We start from the raw sequence: 18,518 nt of genomic DNA on the forward strand, positions 1-18,518 counted from the left end.
ACGGGAGCGGTTACCGCTGACAAAGAGGTTTCGAAGCCTCACATATGAATGTGGAATGGAACCGGCCACCTGTCAACGAAAAGTTGCAAAAGCGAAAGAACTGTTGCCGCAAGGATACGCTGGCGAGATCCCAATACCGTCATCCTGCACAAGCGCAGCGCGATGCGGAACCTAGAGCCCCAGCCCTCTCCCTCGTCTTCCCGCATTTGATGCGAGATCCAGAGCAGCCCTCACCAACACCAGCACCTTTTGCACTGGATACCGGATCAGCGCTCCGCTTGTCCGGCATGACGGCTGAGGTGCCGGAGCAACTCAACCAGTCATACCCATCACAGCCAACAAAACACCAGTGCTTTAATAACCCAGTGCGCAGCCGTCTTTGCGTGGGTCAGAGCCGCCAATCAGGCCGCCGCCGTTGGCTCGGTCAAACATGATGGCCTGTCCACCGCCGATAGGGGAAGCTACAATGGACACCTCATGGCCTAAAGCTTGCAGTGCTTCAACCGTCTCCGCTGAGACACTGGTTTCAGCTTGCAAAGACAAGGACTTCTCGTCGATGAACATACGTGGGCAATCAATGGCTTCCTGCATGTTCATACCGTAGTCCAGATGATTGGAAAGCACATGGGCATGGCCGCACGGCTGATACCCGCCGCCCATTACACCAAAGCTCATATAAGGCAGACCGTCCTTCAGAACCATCGCCGGAATGATGGTGTGCATTGGCCGCTTACCGCCAGCAATCTGGTTTGGATGCCCCTCTTCCAACGTGAAGCACGCCCCACGGTTTTGCAAAAGCACACCGGATTTCGGTGTCGCGATACCAGAGCCGAAGCCGTGATAAATGGAGTTGATGAGCGAAATGGCCAGACCATTCTCGTCAACCACACTCAGATAAACCGTATCAGACTTCGGTGAGAGCACCTCTTCCGGCTGCCTCGGCAACACAGCATCCGTGCGGATCAACTTGGCAAGACCGTCGATGTAGTCGCTATCAAGAAACGCCTGCGGGTCAAACTCCATAGTCTCAGGATCAGCAAGAAAACGATCACGGCCAGAATAAGCAATCTTGGCAATTTCCATCTCCAGATGGAACCGCTCTGGCCCCATTGGATCCAGATCTGCCCAGTCAAACCGCTTCATCAGCTCCAGCATAACCAGAGCTACAATGCCCTGCCCGTTAGGTGGCAATTCAGCAACCGTCACACCGCGATAGTCCGTGGTGACGGGCGTCAGATCAACAGCCTCATGCGCGGCCAGATCGTCCGCTGTCAGGTATCCACCCTTCGCCTGCACTACTGTTGCAATCTCTTCAGCAATCGGGCCGTTGTAGAACGCATCCGCTCCACTCTTTGCAACAGCTTCCAGTGTCTCAGCCAAGGGAAGGTTACGCATCATTTCGCCAACAACAGGCGCACGACCATCCTTCAAAAACAGCTCAGATGCACCTTCATCACGCTTGAGAAAGTCAACAGCACCTTTCCAGTCCGCAGCCACACGCGGGCAGACCGAGTACCCGTCACGCGCATAACCAATCGCCCGTTTCAGAACCTTGTCGAATGAAAACCGTCCATGGTCTTTGAGCAGCTTCTCCCACCCACGCAAGGCTCCCGGAACAGTCACGGCGTGAATTGAATCCACAGCAACATCAAGCAAACCATCCGCTATCAGCTTATCTGCACTCACATTTTTAGAAGCACGCCCAGAAGAATTCATGCCCGACAACGTACCATCCGGCTGCGCAACAATGGCAAAGCAATCACCACCAATGCCCGTCATATGCGGTTCAACGACAGAATGAACAGCCATCGCGGCCACAGCAGCATCAACGGCAGTACCGCCCTCTCTCAAAATTTCGAGCGCTGCGTTGGTAGCCAATGGATGGGATGTCGCTGCCATTGCATGTGGTGCATAAACAGCGGAGCGACCCGGAGCATGAAAATCTCTAAACACGAAAAATCCCTCTTTGTAATTACCAGTGAATCTCCGGTCCCCTAACGAAGAATTCCCCGTATCATCATCCTCTGCTAAAACAGGGTGATTCAGCAAAACCTATCAGGAAATACTTATGGTGCAATTCAATCTTGATCACGCCCGGACAATCATCTCAGCAGCACAGGCTAAAGGAAGCGAGCTAGGCCTCAAACCACTCACCGTCGCTGTGCTGGATGCAGGCGGCCACCTCGTCGCGCTCGAACGTCAGGATGGCTCATCAATTTTGCGCCCACAAATCGCAATGGGCAAAGCCTATGGCGCCGTAGCCGTTGGTGCAGGTTCCCGCTGGCTCAACGACAACGCCCAAAGCCGCCCTCACTTTGTGCAGGCCCTCAACGGCGTTGCAGGCGGTGGCATTGTCCCGGTTCCGGGCGGCGTTCTGGTCCGCAACACTGACGGCGAAATTCTAGGCGCAGTCGGCATCACCGGTGACACATCCGAAAACGACGAAGCTTCAGCCATTGCAGGCATTGAAGCAGCAGGTTTCACGGCTGACGCAGGCTGACACAACTTTACCGCAGTTGCTGGACTATATTGCGCCCAGCAACTGCACCACTATCACGGTTCACTTCATTTCAGATTGGTACCCATGCCTATTCGCTTTGTTATTTTTGATATGGACAACGTCCTTTACGATTATGACCACCCCTACCGTCTGAATGTCCTCGCTGACATGACCGGCAAACCAGCCGAAGAGATCGATCATATCGTCTTTAAGGGACCAGAAGAATACGCTGCCGAAGCCGGCACGCCGCACACTGCAGCAGAATACCTCTCGCAGTATCAACGACTTCTGGGCCATCCTATTTCACGTGAAACGTGGGTCAAAATTCGCCGGGACATGATGACCGAATGGCCGGACATGCTCTCCCATGTAGAAGCAATCAAACAAAACCACGAAGTCGCCCTGCTCACCAACAACGGCATGATGCTGAAAGACGCGCTCTATGAAGTCGCTCCGGCACTTGAGCCAATCTTTGGTGACCGCGGCCATGCCTCCGCTGAATTCGGAACCCGCAAACCAGACCCGAACATCTACCTGACAGTCTGTGAGAAGTACGGCTTCCAACCAGAAGAATCCCTGTTCGTGGATGACCGCCTCGACAATGTGGAAGGTGCCCGCGAAGCAGGCCTGACCGCTTACCAGTTCACCACAGAACCAGCATTCGCCAGTTACATTCGCACACTGGGACTGATCAATGAGCAGGTTCCGGCGAATTAGAAACATCCCACTAACCGGATATTCAGCAGACCAGCAATCTGTTCGCCTCAAAGACGGTTTCTCTCCGTAAACTTGTGCAATTGCAACACACGCAAGTTGAGATGGAGAGAAGTCTGTACCTACGTCTGACCATAAGCTCAGCGATGCTGGCGGTCTTCATCGCACTCGCCATCTTGCCATCCATCGCTTTCGCAGGATCATCACTGGCATGGCCGCGGGGCTTGATGATTGTGGCACTGGTTTACTTCGCGCAAGTCGGCGTAGGCTTATGGCTCGCCCGCATAAATCCCTGGTTGTTCAAAGAACGCACCTCGTTCCCCTCCAAGGCCCTGAAGGGAGACAAACGCGCCACTCTCATTCTGTTCGGAGTGATCTTCGTCTACTTCCTGCTCGCTGCTCTGGACGCTCACCTCTGGCATATCCTGCCTCAAACGGGAGACGTGAAACCAATCCTCAGAGGCCTGTTCCTCTTCCTGTGCGGTGTCATTCTCATCGTCTGGACCTTCAGCAAAAGCCCCTTCGCCAAGCCAACACCTCAAATAGACCTGAGCGAGCAGCAATGCGTTGAAAGCTGCGGACCGTACGCACTGGTCCGCCACCCCATGTATCTCGGTCTCATGTTCTGCATCGCAGGCCTTTCCATGATACTGGGCTCAAAACTCTTCGCCTTCCTCGCAATCCCGCTCATCATCCTCGGCTTCCTGCCGCTGATGAGAACTGAAGAAAAAACCCTCACCAGCAACTGCGAAGGTTACACAACCTATACTGAGAAGGTCCCTTGCCGCTTATTCCCGTGGATCTATTAAAAAAGCCGAAGGCATCCCTCCGGCTTCCATAACTCAGCAGCAATGTGCGTGTATCAGGCGTCTTTTTTGGCTGCTGCCAAAGCTGCGATCTGCTTTTGCATTTCTGCAAGCTGCTCTTTCAGGTCGGAAATATCGCCGCTGCTGGCCTGCGTTTCTGCAGGTTTAGGCGCAGCTTCCTTTTCAGGCGCCTGAGCTTGCCCCGGCATATCCGCAGGGTTTGCCCCATCAAACGGCAGGAACATCTTCATCGCGCGGTCAAACATATCTGCATTGCGCTTCACCTGATCTTCCAGAACCTCAAAGGCAGAGGAGCCAAAGTTCTGGTTCATCTGGCTGCGCAGCTTCTCTTGCTCTCGTGTAAGAGAGGACATGGAGAATTCCAGATAGCTTGGCACGAGGTTTTGCATGCTGTCACCGTAAAACCGGATCAGCTGGCGCAGGAAGGTAATTGGAAGAAGGTTCTGCCCCTTGCTTTCCTGCTCAAAGATAATCTGCGTCAGAACAGTCCGGGTGATGTCATCACCGGATTTGGCGTCAATGACGACGAAGTCATCTTCATCCTTCACCATCACCGCAAGATCCTCGAGAGTCACATAGGTGCTGGTTCCAGTATTGTAGAGCCGCCGGTTGGCGTACTTCTTGATGATAGTGGCTTCGTTTGTCTTAGCCATCAGATTTGAGTACCTCAATGCGCTATTATGGCTGATCTGGAACACTATCCCAATTTGCTCCGGCCAGCTCCCCCCTGATCCCATATTTTTTACATACGAGATTAACTAGTAAGCCGCAGAGTAAGCTAAATCCCACCTTTCACGCTAGCGGTTTCATTGGTCTACTATGGTCTTAATTGGAATTATCGAATTCATCTGGCTTTCCCCCCTACAAATTGAATAGTCTGCCCATTAGGTATTCTACGAGTTCGAAGGATCTCTTATGCTGCATTGCACCAGCATGGCTGCCCGCCCTGGTGATTTGCGTGCGAATAAGAAGTCCCGCATTGCACAAATATTGGAGAATTGCACATGACCTCGCCTAATGATGTTGTAATTGTAAGCGCGACACGTACCCCAATCGGATCCTTCAACGGGTCCTACGCCAACACCCCAGCTCAAGACCTCGGCACCGCGGTTATCAAGTCAGCACTTGATCAGGCGAAAGTAGAAGCAAACGACGTCAACGAAGTTATCTTCGGCCACGTGCTCACTTCTGGTCTCGGTCAGAACCCGGCACGTCAGGCAGCGATCAACGCTGGCATGGCAGATGATTCGACCGCTATCGTCATCAACCAGGTTTGCGGGTCAGGCCTGCGCGCTGTCGCTATGGGCATGCAGCAGATCCAGTCTGGCGATGCAGATATCATCGTTGCAGGCGGTCAGGAAAACATGACCCTGTCCCCACACTGCCAGAGCTTGCGTGCCGGCGTGAAAATGGGCGACTACTCCATGACTGACACCATGCTGAAGGACGGTCTGATTGATGCGTTCCAAGGCTATCACATGGGTATCACTGCAGAAAACATCGCAGAAAAGTACCAGATCACCCGTGAAGCTCAGGACGAGTTCGCTGTCTCCTCTCAGAACAAAGCAGAAGCTGCTCTGAAAGCTGGCAAGTTCAAAGACGAAATCACTCCAATCACCGTAAAAGAGCGCAGAACTGAGCGCGTGGTGGAAGATGATGAATTCATCCGCATGGGTGCTGAAATCTCCGCAATGCAGAAACTGCGCCCGGCATTCAAAAAAGAAGGCACCGTAACCGCAGCCAACGCATCCGGCATCAACGATGGTGCAGCAGCTCTTGTTTTGATGAGCGCAGACGCTGCTGAAAAGCGTGGCCTGAAACCGTTGGCAACCATCAAGTCATGGGCAACTGCTGGTGTTGATCCTGCATACATGGGTCTTGGCCCAATCCCTGCTTCCAAAAAAGCACTCGAAAAAGCTGGCTGGGCTATTGATGACCTCGATCTCATCGAAGCAAACGAAGCCTTCGCAGCGCAGGCTCTTGCCGTTGGTCAGGAACTGGGAATCGACTCAGACAAGCTCAACGTCAACGGCGGCGCAATCGCTCTTGGCCACCCAATCGGTGCATCCGGCGCACGTGTACTTGTAACACTTCTGCATGAAATGAAGCGCGAAGAGAAGAAAAAAGGCCTGGCAACCCTATGCATTGGTGGAGGTATGGGTATCGCACTGTGTGTTGAGAGAAAATAACCTCAACATTGGTAGTAATGTCACCTAATTGGAATAATTGAGCTTTATGGTCCCTGCGTAAAGTTCAAGTCAATTCCCTAACTAATGACGGAGTTGTCTTTGCTCCGTCATTATTATTACCTGTAGTAGTGGGTTCCAATATTTTATTCCTAAGGCGGGGAGTATATCGATGAGCAGGGTAGCAATTGTAACCGGAGGAACGCGTGGCATCGGCGCAGCGATTTCCAAAGGATTGAAGGATGCAGGATACACAGTTGCCGCAACATATGCAGGCAACACGGAAGCGGCTGATAAATTCAGCGCAGAAACCGGCATCAGTGTTTACAAATGGGATGTAGCGGACCCTAAGGCCTGTGAAGCAGGTATTGCTCAAGTGGCAGAAGAGCTCGGCCCGGTCGAAGTTCTCGTAAACAACGCGGGCATCACCCGCGATGGCTGGTTCCACAAGATGGATTATGACCAGTGGACCGCCGTGATGAAAACTAATCTCGACTCAATGTTCACAATGAGCCGCCCGGTTCTGGATGGCATGCGCGAGCGTGGTATTGGCCGCATCATCAACATTTCTTCCATCAATGGACAGAAAGGCCAGATCGGCCAGACCAACTACTCCGCAGCAAAAGCAGGCGTGATCGGCTTCACAAAAGCACTGGCGCAGGAAACAGCGCGCAAGGGCATCACCGTGAACTGCATCTGCCCAGGCTATATCGACACTGACATGGTCGCTGCTGTCCCTGAGAAGGTTCTGGAAGGCATCATCGGCCAGATCCCGGTGGGTCGTCTCGGTAAGGCAGAAGAGATCGCAGGCATGGTCTGCTACCTCGCCTCCACAGCCGCAGCCTTCGTCACCGGCTCCGTCATGACCATCAACGGCGCCCAATACGTCGCAAACGGCTAATACGCAGCGGTGAGGAACCTCCCGCTCTAAAGCGTGCATGACGATCAAACACCAAAACCGCCTCTCTACGGGGCGGTTTTCTTATCTGGAACGCACCGACAAAATTTGGCAAGTTTGATGTGTGCAGACAATTCCGATATGACCTCTCGTTTGCATACGAATTTGGGTGGAAACGCGATGCCAGATCTTTCAACGCTGCTTCTGTTCACAGCAGCGTCCTTTGCCCTCACAGCAACTCCCGGCCCAGACATGTTGCTAATTGCGTCCCGCAGTGCAGCTCAGGGAAGACGTGCAGGACTAGCCACCTTTGCAGGAATTGCCACAGGAACTTACTTTCATGCGTTTGCCGCAGCCTTTGGCCTTTCACAGCTCTTTCTTGCTGTTCCTATCGCTTATGATGTTGTTCGGTTTACAGGCGCTGCTTATTTGCTGTTTCTGGCTTGGAAGGCATTCACCTCAAAATCAGAGGCCGCCAGTACAACTATTGAAAATAAAACGCACTCATCCATTCAGATGTTTCGTCAGGGCCTTCTAACTAACCTGCTCAATCCCAAGATGGTCATCTTCATCCTGGCCTTGTTTCCTCAATTTGTGAAACCTGAAGCTGGAAACGTCGCAGTTCAGATAATGATCCTTGCCACCGTGTTGAACACAGTCGGCTTCTTCATCAACGGAACTGTCATTGTCGCAGCAAATCACATGATGCGAACACTCGGAGGCAACGGAAAGCTTAAGTTTCTCGCAAATTATGTTTTAGGTGCCGTGTTCGCAGGTCTTGCAGCAAGATTAGCTTTCGAAACCCAACGCTAGCAGAAAATCAAAAAAGGCCGCCCTTTCACAGAGCGGCCTTTCTTAGTTCAAGCGAAGCATCACAAAAAGAAAAAGCCGCCCCGAGGGACGGCCTTTTCAAAATCAACTCGCGCTGATCGCTTCAGACTTAAGCGTCGTCTTTAGCCTGAAGGATCTGACGACCCCGGTACATACCACTCTTCAGGTCAACATGGTGCGGGCGACGAAGTTCGCCGGAATCCTTGTCTTCCACGTAAGCTGGTTGTGCCAGAGCATCAGTAGAACGGCGAAAGCCGCGCTTCATACGCGATACTTTTTTCTTAGGAACAGCCATTGTAGCTCTCTCTCTCGTCACATGCGCACGCGCCACTCAAGCGCGGCGTTAACGTGCGAAATACACAATCTCTCAGATTGGCGGGGGTTATACAGGCAAACAGAAGGATTTGCCAGTCCTTATACGAAAATAATTTCGCACTACCTCTCCGGCGCCGAAATACAGTTAAGCACTTCGCCGGCCACCTGAGCTCGGCTACGGTTTATACCGGCAAGCCTGCGATGTCCAGAGCTAGGTTTTGCGGGGTTCCTGGCAATTGGGTTTGGGAGCGCTGTAGCCAGCAAAGAGGCCTGAGTCGCAGAAAGTTTTGCAGCACTTTTCCCAAAGAAAGTTTGCGATGCAGCTTCCACTCCAAAGATCCCCGGGCCCCACTCAGCAACGTTCAGATAGATCTCCAACACCCGCCGCTTTGACAGCACCGTATCGATGAGCATCGCCAGAGGTACCTCCAGCACTTTGCGCAGATAATCCCTGTCGTTCCAGAGAAACAGGTTCTTCGCAAGCTGCATGGTGATGGTGCTCGCCCCCCGAGGCCGCTTACCTTCAAACAACTTCCAGGCCTGCCCACGCACGGCAGGCCAGTCAACGCCGCCATGAGTGCAGAACGTAGCGTCCTCAGAGACGACCACAGAACGTTGTAAATTAACGGAAATTTCTTCCAAAGGCACCCATTCTCGCCAAACGGGCTGACCAGTCACAACGCGAAACAGCATCAAACTGGAATAAGGAGGAACCACAGAATACAGCAGTGTCAGCACCACCGGCAAAGCCACAAGTACCCCGAGTGTACGCAACACCCAACGCCTGATCCTGCGCTTTAATGGCTCTGGTTTCTCCTTTGAACGCGCTTTTTTCAAGCACTCTTCTCCGATACATCTTGAGGAACCGAGACGTCTCTTTGAGTTTCAACCATAAAGCGTTCCAGAGCCTTGCAAAGTAATTTTGCATTTCCTTCAAAAGAAGATTTACGCCTCCAGACCATTCCAATCGTCCGGCGCGCATTCTTGTCGGCAATTTTGATCAGCTTCAAAGAGGTCCCACGGTCGATATCTGCATCTACTGCAATACGTGGCACCAAAGTGACGCCGATGCCGTTATCCACCATTTGCACAAGTGTTGATAAAGATGTGGCTTGTACATCTTCATTTGCCGTCAGCATGCGCCCTCCCGTCGCGGCAAGCACATGGTTTCGCAAACAGTGGCCATCTTCCAACAACAACAACACCTCATCTGCCAGATCTTCCATCATCACTTCATGGGCTCCCGCCAGCGCGTGTACGCTCGGCACGGCCAGATAAAAATCATCGCTCCCAATCTCGGCAGATTCAAACCCCGTCGTGTCATAGGGCAGCGCCATCAGTGCCGCATCAATGCGCCCTTCCCGCAAAGCAATCATCAGATTGCGCGACAGATCCTCACGAAGGAACAATTGCAGCTCAGGATAAAGCTCTCTGAGCTGAGGCAGAAAGCGCGGCAGCAGAAACGGAGCAACGGACGGGATCACCCCCAACCGGAACCGACCACACAACGGCTTGTTCTGCGCACGAGCCCCCTGCACAAGGTCCTCCGCATCACGCAACAGCAAGGATGCCCTCTCAAGCACCTTCTCTCCCGCTTCAGTCAGAACGAGCGTGCGACCAGAGCGGTCCAGCAGCTCACATCCAAGTATGCCTTCCAACTGCTTGATCGAGGCAGAAAGCGTTGATTGTGTGATGAAACAAGCCTCTGCCGCCTTCGAAAAAGACAGGTGTTTGGCCAGCGATTTGAAGTACTGAAGCTGTTTTAATGTGGGTAACATTGTGCGACCAGATGACACAGATCAAAGCTCATAGATTAGAATTTCTCTAAGTTTTGGCGGAATTTGGCCAATCCCGAGACAACTTAGCATGCTCATCGAAAAAATCGATGGACTTCTTCGTTATTATCGTTTTGACCGATCAAATCAAGAGTTGCATAAAGACCCCAACGAAGACGTATTTTCCAGGTCTTCATGAGAAACACTAATCGACGCGCTCTGGCGTCATTCCATATTTAGGAGAGTACCATGCTCGGTATCGGCGAAAAGCTTCCAGAATTTGAAGTAGTTGGCGTAAAGCCTGGTTTCAACAACCACGAAGAAAACGGCGAAAGCGCATTTGAAGCAATCACTGAAAAAAGCTTCGAAGGTAAGTGGAAAGTAATCTTCTTCTACCCAAAAGACTTCACTTTCGTATGCCCAACCGAAATCGCTGAATTCGCTCGCCTTGCAAGTGAGTTTGAAGACCGTGACGCAGTTGTACTCGGTGGTTCTTCCGACAACGAATTCTGTAAGCTGGCATGGCGCCGTGATCACCCAGATCTCGACAAGTTGCCAATCTGGGCATTTGCTGACACCAACGGTTCCCTGATCGACGGCCTCGGCGTTCGTTCCCCAGACGGCGTTGCATACCGCTACACCTTCGTTGTCGACAACGAAAACACCATCCAGCACATCTACGCAACCAACCTGAACGTTGGCCGTAATCCGAAAGACACCCTGCGTGTTCTCGACGCTCTGCAGACCGACGAACTCTGCCCATGTAACCGTGAAGTTGGCGGCGACGTAATCGCAGCTTAATTCCGGAACAATCGGGACCGGAGCATATAAAGCGAAAAATCGCAGGCTCCGGTCTTTTTAGCGTACTTCCGAAAACAATAAAAATCAGGTTTCGGAAGAGTTTGCGCACCAAAAACTAAAAACCATCACTTTGCACGTGGCCCATTGCCAAAATCATTAGGAGAAACATCATGTCCATCGATTCCTTGAAATCCCGCCTTGGTGACTTTGCTAAGGACGTTCGTTTGAATCTTGGCTCTATGGGAACTGATGAATCTCTGACTGCTCAACAAAAATACGGCCTGATCGTCGCTTGCGCCATCGCCACCCGCAATGCAGACGTGAAGAAGGCCCTGATTGCAGAAGCTGCTCCGCACCTGTCCGCAGAAGCGATGAGCGCCGCCAAAGCTGCTGTATCAATCATGAGCATGAACAACATCTACTACCGCTTCGTACACCTCTCCTCAAATGAGCAGTACGGAACCATGCCTGCCAAATTGCGCATGAACGTGATTGGCAAGCCGGGCGTAGACAAAGTCGATTTTGAATTGTGGTCGCTTGCTGTATCCGCCATCAACGGCTGTGGCATGTGCATTGATAGCCACGAAGCTATCCTGCGCAAAGCTGGAGTAACTGCCGAGATGGTGCAAACAGCTGTTCGTTTCGCATCAATCATCCAATCTGCTGCTGTCGCCCTTGAAGCATCAGAACTGGAATTGGAAGCAGCTGAATAACCACAAGCGCCTCTCTATAGGGTTTCGCCCTGTTTAATCCCCTCCCAGGATTATTCGTGCCCCGAATAACAGGCGATACCTAAACTGGCTCCAAGAGCTAAGCCGAAGCCCCCCAGCTTCGGCTTTTTCTTTGTCGTGAGCCTACAGCGTATCTCCGAAAAGTGAAAACCGGTTTTCGGATAAAGATACGCAAAAACAAAGACTAAAGCAGTTCAGGTGTTTCAGCTTAAATGCGAGCTGCTTTAGCGAACCTCATCAGGGATGGAAGGCGTATTGAACACCCCCACAAGGATGATCAGCAAATCAACCAGCGCCCACGCGGAAACAATCATTCCCAACCCCAAAGCTCCACTAACAACAACCAGCATCCCGTTGGGGTCCAATGTCTCTATCCGGTTCAGACCGCTCACAATCAGAAAACCCGTGACCAAAGAAAGAACGAGCATCACCGCTCCACTCAGCGGCTTACCAAGATAAAACCGATGCAGCCCCAAACCGCCCAGAAAGAGCGACAGGATCACTGTCACCACAGCAGATTTATGCGGGTTCTTGAGATAAAAGAAACCTCTGTTACCAGAAGAATTGGCGGTTTGATCGCTCATGACTACGACCTCCGGTGAGCTTCAATCACACTCAGAGGCTGACACGCATTATCGATCAACACATCTCTCGATATTTAAGGCATCTAACTAGGGGCTATGAATTCATCCTAGGCAATCGTGAAAGGGTCAAGCCTTAGCAACACTCTGCCCTAAAAACTCTCTCGCACAAGCAATATAATCAGCACGATCAGATCAATAAACACCCAGATGTTTGCGATCATCGCCATACCGATGGCAACACCGAAGCCGATCCACTCGCCTATCGTCAGATCAGCAATCAAATTAAGCCCCTCCAATCCCATGAGCAACGGGATCAGGATCAAAACTGCCGTAATGTTCAGGCAGTTGATGACAACGGCACTGCCAAGCTTACGCAGATAAAACCGATGCGCTGCGAACTGACCAAGCAACAGCGCAAACAAAACGGCATAGGCTGTCGACTTACCCGGTTCGGAAAAATTGAAAATGCCCTCTCGCCGCCTTTGCGAGGGCAATGTAATATCATCAAACACCAACGACCTGCTTTCACCCATGCATTTTAATCATCGGGAAAGTAGCCAATGATTTCACTGGGCGTCAATGATCCACCCCAACAAACCCCGGAACTAATTCCGGAGCCATCTCTTTAGCGCAGAGCAACTTATGCCGTTTTTCTGCGATCATCACGATGAGAAATCATCGCCTGCTCATTGTCACCAATGAAGTCACGGATGATCGGTACGGCATCCCGTTCTTTAGACAGGATCAACTGGAACACCATGAGCCGCCCGTGCAGGAAGTTCATTTCGCAGCCTGACAGATAGAACTCCCACATTTTGCAGAAGCGCTCGTCATACAGCTCTTTGATCTTGTCCCGGTTACGCTCAAAATTAAGGCGCCAGTCTCTCAGGGTGTAATAGTAGTGCAGCCGTAAAATCTCGTTATCACAGACCCAAAGACCCGTTTTCTCGATATCGGCAAAAGTCTCTGAAAGAGCAGGACAATACCCACCTGGGAAGATGTACTTGCTCAGGAATGGGCCAGTCACACCCGGAGGTCCACTGCGACCAATCGAGTGAATGACGGCATAGCCATCCTGCTTCAGACAATCTCTGACCTTAGCAAAGTAAGCACCCAGATTGCCATGGCCAACATGTTCCATCATGCCGACAGAAACAACGCGATCAAACTCACCTTCAAACTCGTTGTAGTCCAGACAGACAAAATCAACCTTGCCCTCAAGACCGGCAGCTTTCACCCGCTCCTCAGCAATTTTGATCTGCTCGGTAGAGACGTTGAGAGAAGTCACCTGCGCACCAGTCTGCGCCATGCGAATAGCCAGAGAACCCCAACCACCGCCAATTTCAAGCACTGACATGCCTGGCTTCAGGTCCAGCTTGGCAACAAGATGGTCCAGCTTGGCCTGTTGGGCTTCTTCAAGTGTGTCTTCAGGTGTCCGGTAATAAGCGCAACTATAATTAAGCCCGTCATCCAGAAACAGCCGATACAAGTCCGTCGACAGATCGTAGTGATGACGCACCTGCGCTTTGTTTTTCTTCAGGTTCAAGCCAAGACGTCGCCGCGTATGACCGTCCTTCATGAAGGTTAGAATTCGTTGAATAGGATGTTCTGTAAGCAGGCCGTCATTCGCCATGAACACAGCAACCAGATCATTCAAAGTGTGACCTGGCTCCATGGTGATCAAGCCATCCATATAGGCTTCGGCTGCTTTCAGCTCAGGATCAATCAGAAGTGTATAAGGAAGCTTCTGACTGTGAAAACGCAATGCAGCGGAGGGGCCGCTTTCATCGCTACCAAAAACATGCTTTTTGTCTTTGGCGTCAAAAATTACAAGTTGCCCTTTCTGGACAAAGCTCGACAAAATCTTCGAAAGTGCACGCATTTCTATTCCCCCTATCATCTCTTATAGCTGACTTACTAGGGCGCCTTATTGCGAGGCTCTTATTATATGACCTTAGGTAACTTTAGATTTAACCTAAAGAAAAAAACAGCCACAAGGCAACTCCGCAGGAAATCTCACCCGAATATTTACGGGGCGAAAATCCGCAGGAACCTTACGGTAACACGCCATTTAACTTGACGTTGGGCTGTTTTCGGGACAAACGATCAACGTGCTATCTGTCGAATAGGTAAGCACTTTCAAATCTGTTGTATTTTAATTGCTCGTTTGGGATGGGGTTCTGTGTCTGTTGCTTTAAAATCGGTCATCACCGAAACCGCTCAGTCTCTTGAAGAAAAGCTCACCTCTCTTTTAGGGGAGACAGTTCGTTCTGAGGAGTTAGCCCGCCCTGAACGCTTGTTAGAAGCGATGAACTATGCAGCGCTGTCCGGCGGCAAGCGCCTGCGCCCGGTTCTCATGGTGGAAGCTGCCCGTTTGTTCGGTCACGAAGATGAAGGCACGCTTGTAGCTGCGTCAGCACTGGAATGCATTCACTGCTACTCCCTCGCCCATGACGACCTGCCTGCAATGGATGATGACGATGTGCGTCGTGGCCGTCCAACAACCCATAAGGCATTTGACGAGGCAACGGCGATCCTTGCAGGGGATGCACTGCTCACGATCGCATTTGATTTCATTGCTGATGAGCAGGTGCATCCTGATCCGGCCATTCGTCTGCGATTGTCTCGGGAACTCGCCCGCGCATCCGGCATCGGCGGTATGGCAGGCGGCCAGATGCTCGACCTGGCCTCTGAACATCGCGACAGAACAGAAGCTGAGATCCGTCAGCTACAGGCGATGAAGACCGGCGCCCTCATTCGTTATGCATGCCGTGCAGGCGCAATGCTCGCAAATGCCACAGAAGACGACATCGCTCGCCTCACCCGTTTTGGCGAAATCATCGGTCTGGCGTTCCAGCTGGCAGATGACCTGCTGGACTTGACTGGCGATGCAGAAGTGGTTGGCAAGGCAACGGGCAAAGATGCAGAAGCTGGCAAAGCAACCCTCGTCAGCCTGCTGGGTGAAAGCCACACCCGTCAAGAGCTCTCACGCTTGATTGCAGAAGCAGATGAACTGCTGGAGCCATACGGTGCAAAGGCCAACACCTTGAAGACGCTGGCCCGCTACATCGCAGATCGCGAAAGTTAAGCCGTCACTGCCTGCGCAAATTCAACGTCAACCTCTGGAAGGGCGGTAATACTGCCCTCATATCCACGAAGATAAATCAGCGTGTTGTTGTGATGCGCTCTGATTTGCTGTCCAGTAGCATGCTCTTTGTCGTGCGTGGTGTGCGCATCATTCACCAGTCGCAGGTTAAACCCAAGCGAAGCCGCACGGCGGAACGTGGTATCTACGCAAAACTCTGAAGCAAACCCGCAGATCGTCAGATCCGTAATGCCGCGCTCATCCAACAACTCTTTCAGATTGGTTTTGTAGAAGGAATCCGGTGCAGTTTTCCGCACCTTCAAATCACTGTCCGTTACAACAAGATCATCCGGCAATTCCCATCCCTCAGAACCATAAGCCAATTGATGGTTTGTACGTTCATGCTGAACAACGATAACTGGTACATCTGCTTCACGAGCTTTTGCGCTCAGTCTGTTGATACGGGCAATCGTTTCATCCCGCTCAAACGGGTGCGGCTCCACATCAAATAAGTATTTCTGGACATCAATAATAATCAGCGCGGTGCTCATCGTACCCTCATTTGTCGGAGGAATAGGTCTTTACGACTTCCCCTAAAAAAATGCCCATGAATTAGTCATAAGCAATTGTAATCAATAAATATTTTCTTTGACCTTTGTAACTATCAAACAGATAGTTGGTCCTGAAGCAGATGGACAGGAGGTCATTACATGGATCATGAAATGATGATGGAAGGCTTCGCTCTTTGGCAAGTTGTCATTATGATCGTCTGGATACTGGTTGTTGTCATTCCAATCGCCAGAATCCTGAACCGTCTCGGCTTTTCAAGGATCTGGACCATTCTGGCTTTCATTCCCCTGGTCAACCTGATCTTCCTCTGGATCCTAGCCTACGTTCATTGGCCAGTCGAAGACAGAATGTAGCCTGCTACTTCACGCAGATGACCTGATGGTCTCCCAAAATGTCCGGCAAATTTCCGGGCATCATGAACACTGCATTCGGCGTTCCGGCAGCAGCCCACACTTCATCAAAGCTCAACAGATCTTCATCCACGAAAACCGTCAGCTCCTGCTTATGTCCCAGCGGTGGGATACCGCCAATTGAGAACCCGGTGACGTTTCTGACGAACTTGGCATCAGGCCGCCCAATCGGCCCGCCGACAACTGTAGAAATAGCGTCTTCGTTGACGCGGTTCGTCCCGCTCGCCAGCACCAAAATAGCTTCCTCGGTATCCAGCTTCTGAAAGACAAGGGATTTGACAATCTGTTCCTGAGCGCAGCCCAGCGCCTGCGCAGCCTCTGCAGCAGAACGTGAAGACTCCGGCAGCTCAACGACTTTCAACCCAAGTCCACGATCATCCAAAAAACTCTGAAATTGCTTTGCACGCTTACTTTGCAACATATAACCCCTCCTCCGGCCTGTGCTTCCTTTAGATAGTGGTTGGCGCTGAAATTCCAAACCGTTCTTTCAGGAACCGGAGCGCCAATGCCTGTGCCTCACCATTGATGGAGTGATCCAACCTCGCCAGATCATGCGCTTCCACATCAAACCCTGCATTCTCCAGCGCCGTTTGAGCAGTCCCAAGATACGCCGCCGCCACCACATCATCCTCACTGCCATGCAGAAGCATCACTGGAGGCCGCACCACCATCTGCTCCACCAGATGCTCAGGTCCACCCAAAACACCGGAGAAACTCAGCAGGCCTGCCGCCTCTGAAAAACGCCGAGGTCCAACATGCAAAGCAACCATAGCACCCTGCGAAAAGCCACCCAGCACCATGTCACGCTCCAGCAGACCATAATGCTCCAGCTCGGCATCCAGCACCTGGTTGATCAACGGCGCAGCGGCCTGCACACCAATCCAGACTTCCCGCGCATCAAACTCAGTGGCCGCAAACCACTGCCGCCCCTCAACCCAATGTGCGCATGGCTCTGGCCCATTCAGGCAAACAACAGCGGTTTCAGGCAGCTCGTCGCGCAAGGCACGCGCCGTCGGCTCCATGTCCCCAGCATCACCGCCATACCCATGCAACAACACCAACAGTTTGCGCACCGGCGCATGGCTCGGCTCCAAGCGGATGCACTCAAGCTCGTGCATACTCATTCAGCCTCTTTCATCGTCATATGACCAGCAAGGTCTTGAAGCAGATCATCCTTCAAAAGGGTGCGCATCACCTCACCATCATAATAGCGCTCTTCAACAACCTTACCAGCATCCCAGCGCTGCCAGCACAAACCGTCAATCTGCTGCAACACACCAGCACCATCTACAAACTGGCTGAGATTACGGAAGGCGCATAAACCACGCGCCTCATCAATCACAACATCTTCAATCTTGCCAATGATGGATTGCGCTGCTGAGATAAACGGCTCTTGCTTGGCACGACCTTCAGCAGCGCCATCCGCAAACAGCACATCATTGGCATACATCTGCACAGAGGACGCAAAGAATGCATCAAACGCTTCAAGCGGCTTCCCATCGCGAAGCAGTTCAATCTGTGCGTCCATAGCACCCACAAAATCATTGGATTCCATCAAGCAGCTCCCCATTTCATGATTGGCTCAGCCCCCTTCAAACTGGCAGGGTCTCGCGTCCTTCTTTCATCACGCGATAATAAGACCAGAACAAACGCGCCGCAGTTCCACGATGAGGAGACCACGCCTCAGTAATTTCGGCAAGCACCTTTCCCTTGGGGCGCTCTTCCAGATCAAACGCATGCTGCACAGCCGCCTGCAAAGCCACATCACCAACCGGAAACACATCCGGATGCCCAGCGCAAAACAGCAGGAAGATATCTGCGGACCAAGGGCCGATGCCCTTAATCTCACAAAGCCGCTTGTGTGCTACCTCACCCGGCCAGTCCACCGCCTCGTTCAAACACAAACCAGCCTTCAGCTCTTCTGCAATGGCCTTCAATGTTCGCAGCTTGGCATTGGAAAGCCCAACTCCCAGCAGTTCCTCATCGCTTTTGGAAAGCAGCACATCCGGCTCAAATGGCACCACCAGTGCCTCCAACCTTGCCCAGATGCTTGCCGCAGCCGCCACAGAAAGCAACTGCGCGACCACGATATTGCAAAGTCCGGCAAAATCAGCTGAGCGCCGACGCAAAGGCACCTCACCTGCAACATCAGCAACGCGAACAAGCCGCTCATCTAACTGTACAAGAGACGCGAGCTCCCGCTCAATATCCTCAAGCGTATTTATAGGTCTCAACGCCCCCTCCTCAAGCAAGCAAAGATGCTCTAATAACAAGCTGTCCATATTCCAAGT

At 51.9% G+C, this 18,518-nt stretch carries 23 protein-coding genes; 10 read left to right on the forward strand and 13 right to left on the reverse strand.

What is annotated here, in order from left to right:
* Positions 1 to 354: 354 nt before the first annotated feature.
* Positions 355 to 1,953, reverse strand: a complete 1,599-nt coding sequence (gene ggt / locus PsW74_RS24590) for a gamma-glutamyltransferase (RefSeq protein ID WP_063286138.1) — start codon at positions 1,951 to 1,953, stop codon at positions 355 to 357.
* 115 nt (positions 1,954 to 2,068) lie between these two features.
* Here ggt and PsW74_RS24595 point away from each other — a divergent pair, with 115 nt between their 5' ends.
* From PsW74_RS24595 to PsW74_RS24605, 3 genes are all read left to right on the forward strand, one after another.
* Complete coding sequence (locus PsW74_RS24595) at positions 2,069 to 2,500, forward strand: heme-binding protein (protein ID WP_057464711.1); 432 nt, start codon at positions 2,069 to 2,071, stop codon at positions 2,498 to 2,500.
* 84 nt (positions 2,501 to 2,584) lie between these two features.
* A complete protein-coding gene (locus PsW74_RS24600) occupies positions 2,585 to 3,217 on the forward strand; it encodes an HAD family phosphatase (RefSeq protein ID WP_063286139.1) in 633 nt (210 codons plus the stop codon).
* Positions 3,218 to 3,318: 101 nt separating this feature from the next.
* Entirely contained in the window at positions 3,319 to 4,023 is a 705-nt protein-coding gene (locus PsW74_RS24605; RefSeq protein ID WP_208980650.1) for an isoprenylcysteine carboxylmethyltransferase family protein, read from the forward strand.
* A 53-nt stretch (positions 4,024 to 4,076) separates the two neighbouring features.
* Here PsW74_RS24605 and phaR read toward each other — a convergent pair whose 3' ends face one another.
* Entirely contained in the window at positions 4,077 to 4,694 is a 618-nt protein-coding gene (gene phaR / locus PsW74_RS24610; RefSeq protein WP_063286140.1) for a polyhydroxyalkanoate synthesis repressor PhaR, read from the reverse strand.
* Positions 4,695 to 5,045: 351 nt separating this feature from the next.
* Between phaR and PsW74_RS24615 the strand changes: the two genes are divergently transcribed.
* From PsW74_RS24615 to PsW74_RS24625, 3 genes are all read left to right on the forward strand, one after another.
* Complete coding sequence (locus PsW74_RS24615; RefSeq protein WP_063286141.1) at positions 5,046 to 6,230, forward strand: acetyl-CoA C-acetyltransferase; 1,185 nt, start codon at positions 5,046 to 5,048, stop codon at positions 6,228 to 6,230.
* Positions 6,231 to 6,399: 169 nt separating this feature from the next.
* Positions 6,400 to 7,128: an acetoacetyl-CoA reductase gene (gene phbB / locus PsW74_RS24620; RefSeq protein ID WP_057464706.1), complete on the forward strand. Its 729-nt coding sequence runs from the start codon at positions 6,400 to 6,402 to the stop codon at positions 7,126 to 7,128.
* 177 nt (positions 7,129 to 7,305) lie between these two features.
* Positions 7,306 to 7,938 (forward strand): LysE family translocator, encoded by a 633-nt coding sequence (locus tag PsW74_RS24625; RefSeq protein WP_057464731.1) that lies wholly within the window; start codon positions 7,306 to 7,308, stop codon positions 7,936 to 7,938.
* Between the two features lie 127 nt (positions 7,939 to 8,065).
* Here the strand turns inward: PsW74_RS24625 and rpmF are convergent, their stop codons facing one another.
* The 3 genes from rpmF to PsW74_RS24640 form a co-directional block, all read right to left on the reverse strand.
* A complete protein-coding gene (gene rpmF, locus PsW74_RS24630; RefSeq protein WP_057464705.1) occupies positions 8,066 to 8,251 on the reverse strand; it encodes a 50S ribosomal protein L32 in 186 nt (61 codons plus the stop codon).
* Positions 8,252 to 8,391: 140 nt separating this feature from the next.
* Positions 8,392 to 9,108 (reverse strand): monofunctional biosynthetic peptidoglycan transglycosylase, encoded by a 717-nt coding sequence (gene mtgA, locus PsW74_RS24635; RefSeq protein WP_063286142.1) that lies wholly within the window; start codon positions 9,106 to 9,108, stop codon positions 8,392 to 8,394.
* The gene (locus tag PsW74_RS24640; RefSeq protein ID WP_063286143.1) at positions 9,105 to 10,049 is read right to left on the reverse strand and encodes a hydrogen peroxide-inducible genes activator; all 945 of its coding nucleotides are present in this window, start codon (positions 10,047 to 10,049) and stop codon (positions 9,105 to 9,107) included. The genes mtgA and PsW74_RS24640 overlap by 4 nt, the downstream gene beginning before the upstream one ends.
* A 246-nt stretch (positions 10,050 to 10,295) precedes the next feature.
* Between PsW74_RS24640 and PsW74_RS24645 the strand changes: the two genes are divergently transcribed.
* Positions 10,296 to 10,847, forward strand: coding sequence for a peroxiredoxin (locus tag PsW74_RS24645; RefSeq protein ID WP_063286144.1), 552 nt, complete (start codon positions 10,296 to 10,298; stop codon positions 10,845 to 10,847).
* Positions 10,848 to 11,017: 170 nt separating this feature from the next.
* Positions 11,018 to 11,560 (forward strand): carboxymuconolactone decarboxylase family protein, encoded by a 543-nt coding sequence (locus tag PsW74_RS24650; protein ID WP_057464702.1) that lies wholly within the window; start codon positions 11,018 to 11,020, stop codon positions 11,558 to 11,560.
* 242 nt (positions 11,561 to 11,802) lie between these two features.
* Here the strand turns inward: PsW74_RS24650 and PsW74_RS24655 are convergent, their stop codons facing one another.
* The 3 genes from PsW74_RS24655 to PsW74_RS24665 all read right to left on the reverse strand — a co-directional run bounded on the left by PsW74_RS24655 (position 11,803) and on the right by PsW74_RS24665 (position 14,044).
* Positions 11,803 to 12,162 (reverse strand): NINE protein, encoded by a 360-nt coding sequence (locus PsW74_RS24655; RefSeq protein ID WP_063286145.1) that lies wholly within the window; start codon positions 12,160 to 12,162, stop codon positions 11,803 to 11,805.
* Between the two features lie 149 nt (positions 12,163 to 12,311).
* Positions 12,312 to 12,695 carry an NINE protein gene (locus tag PsW74_RS24660; protein ID WP_063286146.1) on the reverse strand — a complete coding sequence of 128 codons (384 nt, stop codon included), beginning with the start codon at positions 12,693 to 12,695 and terminating at the stop codon, positions 12,312 to 12,314.
* A gap of 107 nt (positions 12,696 to 12,802) precedes the next feature.
* Complete coding sequence (locus PsW74_RS24665; protein ID WP_057464699.1) at positions 12,803 to 14,044, reverse strand: cyclopropane-fatty-acyl-phospholipid synthase family protein; 1,242 nt, start codon at positions 14,042 to 14,044, stop codon at positions 12,803 to 12,805.
* 324 nt (positions 14,045 to 14,368) lie between these two features.
* Here PsW74_RS24665 and PsW74_RS24670 point away from each other — a divergent pair, with 324 nt between their 5' ends.
* A complete protein-coding gene (locus tag PsW74_RS24670; RefSeq protein WP_244271709.1) occupies positions 14,369 to 15,250 on the forward strand; it encodes a polyprenyl synthetase family protein in 882 nt (293 codons plus the stop codon).
* Here PsW74_RS24670 and PsW74_RS24675 read toward each other — a convergent pair.
* Entirely contained in the window at positions 15,247 to 15,798 is a 552-nt protein-coding gene (locus tag PsW74_RS24675) for a cysteine hydrolase family protein (protein WP_063286148.1), read from the reverse strand. The two genes, PsW74_RS24670 and PsW74_RS24675, sit on opposite strands and share 4 nt — an antisense overlap.
* 159 nt (positions 15,799 to 15,957) lie before the next feature.
* Between PsW74_RS24675 and PsW74_RS24680 the strand changes: the two genes are divergently transcribed.
* A complete protein-coding gene (locus tag PsW74_RS24680; RefSeq protein ID WP_057464696.1) occupies positions 15,958 to 16,170 on the forward strand; it encodes a hypothetical protein in 213 nt (70 codons plus the stop codon).
* A gap of 4 nt (positions 16,171 to 16,174) precedes the next feature.
* Here PsW74_RS24680 and PsW74_RS24685 read toward each other — a convergent pair whose 3' ends face one another.
* Genes PsW74_RS24685 through PsW74_RS24700 form a run of 4 tightly spaced genes read right to left on the reverse strand, consistent with a single transcriptional unit; the run spans position 16,175 to position 18,461 of the window.
* Positions 16,175 to 16,648 carry a YbaK/EbsC family protein gene (locus PsW74_RS24685; RefSeq protein WP_063286149.1) on the reverse strand — a complete coding sequence of 158 codons (474 nt, stop codon included), beginning with the start codon at positions 16,646 to 16,648 and terminating at the stop codon, positions 16,175 to 16,177.
* 28 nt (positions 16,649 to 16,676) lie between these two features.
* Positions 16,677 to 17,351 carry a phospholipase gene (locus tag PsW74_RS24690; protein ID WP_208988144.1) on the reverse strand — a complete coding sequence of 225 codons (675 nt, stop codon included), beginning with the start codon at positions 17,349 to 17,351 and terminating at the stop codon, positions 16,677 to 16,679.
* The gene (locus PsW74_RS24695; RefSeq protein WP_063286150.1) at positions 17,348 to 17,782 is read right to left on the reverse strand and encodes a hypothetical protein; all 435 of its coding nucleotides are present in this window, start codon (positions 17,780 to 17,782) and stop codon (positions 17,348 to 17,350) included. The genes PsW74_RS24690 and PsW74_RS24695 overlap by 4 nt, the downstream gene beginning before the upstream one ends.
* A 37-nt stretch (positions 17,783 to 17,819) precedes the next feature.
* Entirely contained in the window at positions 17,820 to 18,461 is a 642-nt protein-coding gene (locus PsW74_RS24700) for a DNA-3-methyladenine glycosylase (RefSeq protein ID WP_063286151.1), read from the reverse strand.
* Positions 18,462 to 18,518: the final 57 nt, after the last annotated feature.

Source organism: Pseudovibrio sp. W74, from assembly GCF_001623085.1.
In the GTDB taxonomy this organism is placed as follows: Bacteria; Pseudomonadota; Alphaproteobacteria; order Rhizobiales; family Stappiaceae; genus Pseudovibrio.